The organism is Staphylococcus sp. EG-SA-2, from assembly GCF_017152085.1.
In genome coordinates this window covers 1-4,782 of record NZ_JACYHC010000458.1, presented here as the reverse complement: position 1 = coordinate 4,782, position 4,782 = coordinate 1, and the positions used below count along the sequence as shown (strand labels likewise).

Sequence of the window (4,782 nt, the reverse complement as noted above, 5' to 3'; positions counted from 1 at the left end):
AATGAATTGTAAATCTAAATCAAGCTTGATTGCTATGTAGTGGGATTAAATAATCATGTTGAAAATGAAAGCACACAAAAGCGATTCAAATGAGTATGTTAATTACTTATAAAACATGAAAGTTATTATTCAATTAAATGAAATAGAAGCATACAATCTATAAATTGTTAAATTCCATTAAAGAGGTTAAAATAATAGCTATAGTTAAAAATATGGGAGTGGCTTATGTGTTTTCAAAAATACAACCTAAAGCAACAATAATTGCAACGATTGCGTTGGTATTTGTCGCTTTAGCTTTATATCTAGTGCCTGGTTTAGGACTAATATTTGCATTGTTTGCAACCATACCAGGTATCGTTTTATGGAATAAATCAATACAATCTTTCGGGATTAGTGCACTTATTACAGTAATTATAACAACTGTTTTAGGTAATACTTTCGTTTTAAGTGCCATCATATTAGTCTTAATTGCAAGTTTAATTATTGGTCAATTGCTCAAAGAAAGAACGTCTAAAGAAAGAATGTTATACGTAACAACAGTAGCGATGAGCTTAATTTCATTAATCGCTTTTATGTTACTACAAACATTCGGAAGGATTCCACCATCAGCGAGCATAGTAAAACCTTTCAAGCAAACATTACATGAAGCGATTACGATGAGCGGTGCCGATGCGAATATGACCCAAATATTAGAAGAAGGGTTTAGACAAGCGACCGTTCAATTACCAGGTTTCATCATTATCATTACATTTTTAATCGTCTTAATTAACTTAATCGTTACATTTCCGATTTTACGAAAATTTAAAATCGCTACACCTGTATTTAAGCCACTTTTCGCGTGGCAAATGAGCGGTATTTTATTATGGATATACATTATTGTTATCATATGTTTATTATTTACAGGTCAACCGAGTGTGTTCCAGAGCATTCTTTTAAACTTCCAACTTGTGTTATCATTAGTAATGTATATTCAAGGTTTAAGTGTTATTCATTTCTTTGGTAAAGCGAAAGGTTTGCCGAATGCAGTAACGATTTTACTATTGATTATCGGTACAATACTGACACCTACGACACATATTGTAGGACTACTTGGTGTTATCGATTTAAGTTTGAATTTGAAGCGAATCATGAAAAATAATTCTAAAAAGTGAATAGAGGTGGAATAATGAATCGGCAGTCCACTAAGAAAGCTTTACTAATACCATTTGTCATCATGATCATCACAGCAATTGTTTTAATGGGTGTATGGTTTATCTTTAATAGTCTTATAGCATTAATTGCATCTATCGTTCTTGTCGTGATGATTATTGTTAGCATCATTTTATTCAGACAAGCTTTAATGAAAATGGATAGTTATGTAGATGGTTTGAGTGCTCAAATTTCAACAACAAATAATAAAGCAATCAAACATTTACCAATTGGTATCATTGTTTTAGATGAAAATGATCACATCGAATGGGTTAACCAATTTATGACAAATCATATGGAAGCAAATGTCATTTCTGAATCTGTAAATGAAGTATTTCCAAACATTTTAAAGCAATTAGATAGAGTGAAATCCGTTGAAATAGAATATAATCAGTATCATTTCCAAGTACGTTATTCTGAGAATGATCACTGCCTCTATTTCTTTGATATAACTGAACAAGTACAAACAAATGAACTATATGAAAATTCTAAACCAATCATTGCGACATTATTTTTAGATAACTACGATGAGATTACTCAAAATATGAATGATACGCAGCGTTCGGAAATCAATTCAATGGTAACGCGTGTTATTAGTCGATGGGCAACTGAGTATAATATATTCTTTAAAAGGTATAGTTCCGATCAATTCGTAGCCTATTTAAATCAAAAAATATTAGCTGACTTAGAAGAATCTAAATTTGATATCTTGAGTCAATTACGTGAAAAAAGTGTTGGTTATCGTGCCCAATTAACATTAAGTATTGGTGTTGGTGAAGGTACTGAAAATTTAATCGATTTAGGTGAATTATCACAATCAGGCCTAGACTTAGCATTAGGGCGCGGTGGCGACCAAGTTGCAATTAAAAGTATTAATGGTAATGTGCGTTTCTATGGCGGTAAGACTGACCCGATGGAGAAACGTACTCGTGTAAGAGCACGAGTGATCTCACATGCGTTAAAAGATATCCTTGCAGAGGGTGACAAAGTCATTATCATGGGACATAAACGTCCTGACTTAGATGCAATTGGTGCAGCAATCGGTGTGTCTAGATTTGCAATGATGAATAATTTAGAAGCATACATCGTATTAAATGAGACTGACATTGATCCAACATTACGACGCGTGATGAACGAAATTGATAAAAAGCCAGAGTTAAGAGAGCGATTTATAACATCAGATGATGCTTGGGATATGATGACATCTAAGACAACCGTAGTGATTGTTGATACGCATAAACCGGAACTGGTTTTAGATGAAAATGTCTTAAATAAAGCAAACCGTAAAGTTGTTATCGATCATCATAGACGTGGTGAAAGCTTCATCTCTAATCCATTGTTGATATATATGGAACCATACGCAAGTTCAACAGCTGAATTGGTAACAGAGTTACTGGAATATCAACCAACAGAACAACGTTTAACACGTCTTGAATCAACAGTGATGTATGCAGGTATTATTGTAGATACAAGAAACTTTACATTACGAACAGGATCAAGAACATTCGATGCAGCGAGTTATTTACGTGCACATGGTGCAGATACGATTTTAACGCAACATTTCTTAAAAGATGATGTGGATACTTACATTAATCGATCTGAATTAATTCGAACTGTAAAAGTTGAAGATAATGGCATAGCCATTGCGCATGGTTCAGACGATAAAATTTATCATCCAGTAACAGTTGCACAAGCAGCAGATGAACTGTTAAGTTTAGAAGGTATTGAAGCATCATATGTTGTTGCGAGACGTGAAGATAATCTGATTGGTATATCTGCGCGTTCACTCGGTTCAGTAAATGTTCAGTTAACAATGGAAGCACTTGGTGGCGGTGGACATTTAACCAATGCTGCAACACAACTTAAAGGTGTGACAGTCGAAGAGGCGATAGCACAATTACAACAAGCAATTACAGAACAATTAAGTAGGAGTGAAGATGCATGAAAGTAATTTTTACACAAGATGTTAAAGGTAAAGGTAAAAAAGGTGAAGTTAAAGAAGTACCAGTAGGTTATGCAAATAACTTCTTATTGAAAAAGAATTATGCTGTAGAAGCAACACCAGGTAACCTTAAACAATTAGAGTTACAGAAAAAACGTGCAAAACAAGAACGCCAACAAGAAATTGAAGATGCTAAAGCATTAAAAGAAACGTTATCAAACATTGAAGTTGAAGTATCAGCAAAAACTGGTGAAGGTGGTAAATTGTTTGGATCAGTAAGTACAAAACAAATTGCCGAAGCACTAAAAGCACAACATGATATTAAAATTGATAAACGTAAAATGGATTTACCAAATGGAATTCATTCCCTAGGATATACGAATGTACCTGTTAAATTAGATAAAGAAGTTGAAGGTACAATTCGCGTACACACAGTTGAACAATAAAGTTGGATTGAAATAAGAGGTGTAACCATTCATGGATAGAATGTATGAGCAAAATCAAATGCCGCATAACAATGAAGCTGAACAGTCTGTCTTAGGTTCAATTATTATAGATCCAGAATTGATTAATACTACTCAGGAAGTTTTGCTTCCTGAGTCGTTTTATAGGGGTGCCCATCAACATATTTTCCGTGCAATGATGCACTTAAATGAAGATAATAAAGAAATTGATGTTGTAACATTGATGGATCAATTATCGACGGAAGGTACGTTGAATGAAGCGGGTGGCCCGCAATATCTTGCAGAGTTATCTACAAATGTACCAACGACGCGAAATGTTCAGTATTATACTGATATCGTTTCTAAGCATGCATTAAAACGTAGATTGATTCAAACTGCAGATAGTATTGCCAATGATGGATATAATGATGAACTTGAACTAGATGCGATTTTAAGTGATGCAGAACGTCGAATTTTAGAGCTATCATCTTCTCGTGAAAGCGATGGCTTTAAAGACATTCGAGACGTCTTAGGACAAGTGTATGAAACAGCTGAAGAGCTTGATCAAAATAGTGGTCAAACACCAGGTATACCTACAGGATATCGAGATTTAGACCAAATGACAGCAGGGTTCAACCGAAATGATTTAATTATCCTTGCAGCGCGTCCATCTGTAGGTAAGACTGCGTTCGCACTTAATATTGCACAAAAAGTTGCAACGCATGAAGATATGTATACAGTTGGTATTTTCTCACTAGAGATGGGTGCTGATCAGTTAGCCACACGTATGATTTGTAGTTCTGGTAATGTTGACTCAAACCGCTTAAGAACGGGTACTATGACTGAGGAAGATTGGAGTCGTTTTACTATAGCGGTAGGTAAATTATCACGTACGAAGATTTTTATTGATGATACACCGGGTATTCGAATTAATGATTTACGTTCTAAATGTCGTCGATTAAAGCAAGAACATGGCTTAGACATGATTGTGATTGACTACTTACAGTTGATTCAAGGTAGTGGTTCACGTGCGTCCGATAACAGACAACAGGAAGTTTCTGAAATCTCTCGTACATTAAAAGCATTAGCCCGTGAATTAGAATGTCCAGTTATCGCATTAAGTCAGTTATCTCGTGGTGTTGAACAACGACAAGATAAACGTCCAATGATGAGTGATATTCGTGAATCTGGTTCGATTGAGCAAGATGC

Annotated in this window: 4 protein-coding genes; all 4 read left to right on the top strand. The window is 34.8% G+C overall.

What is annotated here, in order from left to right; all coding sequences use genetic code 11:
• Positions 1-212: 212 nt before the first annotated feature.
• Complete coding sequence (locus tag IDG60_RS06240; RefSeq protein WP_206160561.1) at positions 213-1,151, top strand: YybS family protein; 939 nt, start codon at positions 213-215, stop codon at positions 1,149-1,151.
• Between the two features lie 14 nt (positions 1,152-1,165).
• Positions 1,166-3,133 carry a cyclic-di-AMP phosphodiesterase GdpP gene (gene gdpP / locus IDG60_RS06235; RefSeq protein ID WP_001081638.1) on the top strand — a complete coding sequence of 656 codons (1,968 nt, stop codon included), beginning with the start codon at positions 1,166-1,168 and terminating at the stop codon, positions 3,131-3,133.
• Positions 3,130-3,576 carry a 50S ribosomal protein L9 gene (gene rplI, locus IDG60_RS06230; RefSeq protein ID WP_000864305.1) on the top strand — a complete coding sequence of 149 codons (447 nt, stop codon included), beginning with the start codon at positions 3,130-3,132 and terminating at the stop codon, positions 3,574-3,576. The genes gdpP and rplI overlap by 4 nt, the downstream gene beginning before the upstream one ends.
• Before the next feature lie 31 nt (positions 3,577-3,607).
• Positions 3,608-4,782, top strand: a 1,175-nt coding sequence (dnaB, locus tag IDG60_RS06225) for a replicative DNA helicase (protein ID WP_206160560.1), incomplete at its 3' end; no start/stop codon positions are given.

Coding starts and splice junctions, on each gene's coding strand:
- rplI (WP_000864305.1), top strand. CDS start 3,130: ATGAAAGTAATTTTTACACAAGATGTTAAAGGTAAAGGTAAAAAAGGT.
- IDG60_RS06240 (WP_206160561.1), top strand. CDS start 213: ATGGGAGTGGCTTATGTGTTTTCAAAAATACAACCTAAAGCAACAATA.
- gdpP (WP_001081638.1), top strand. CDS start 1,166: ATGAATCGGCAGTCCACTAAGAAAGCTTTACTAATACCATTTGTCATC.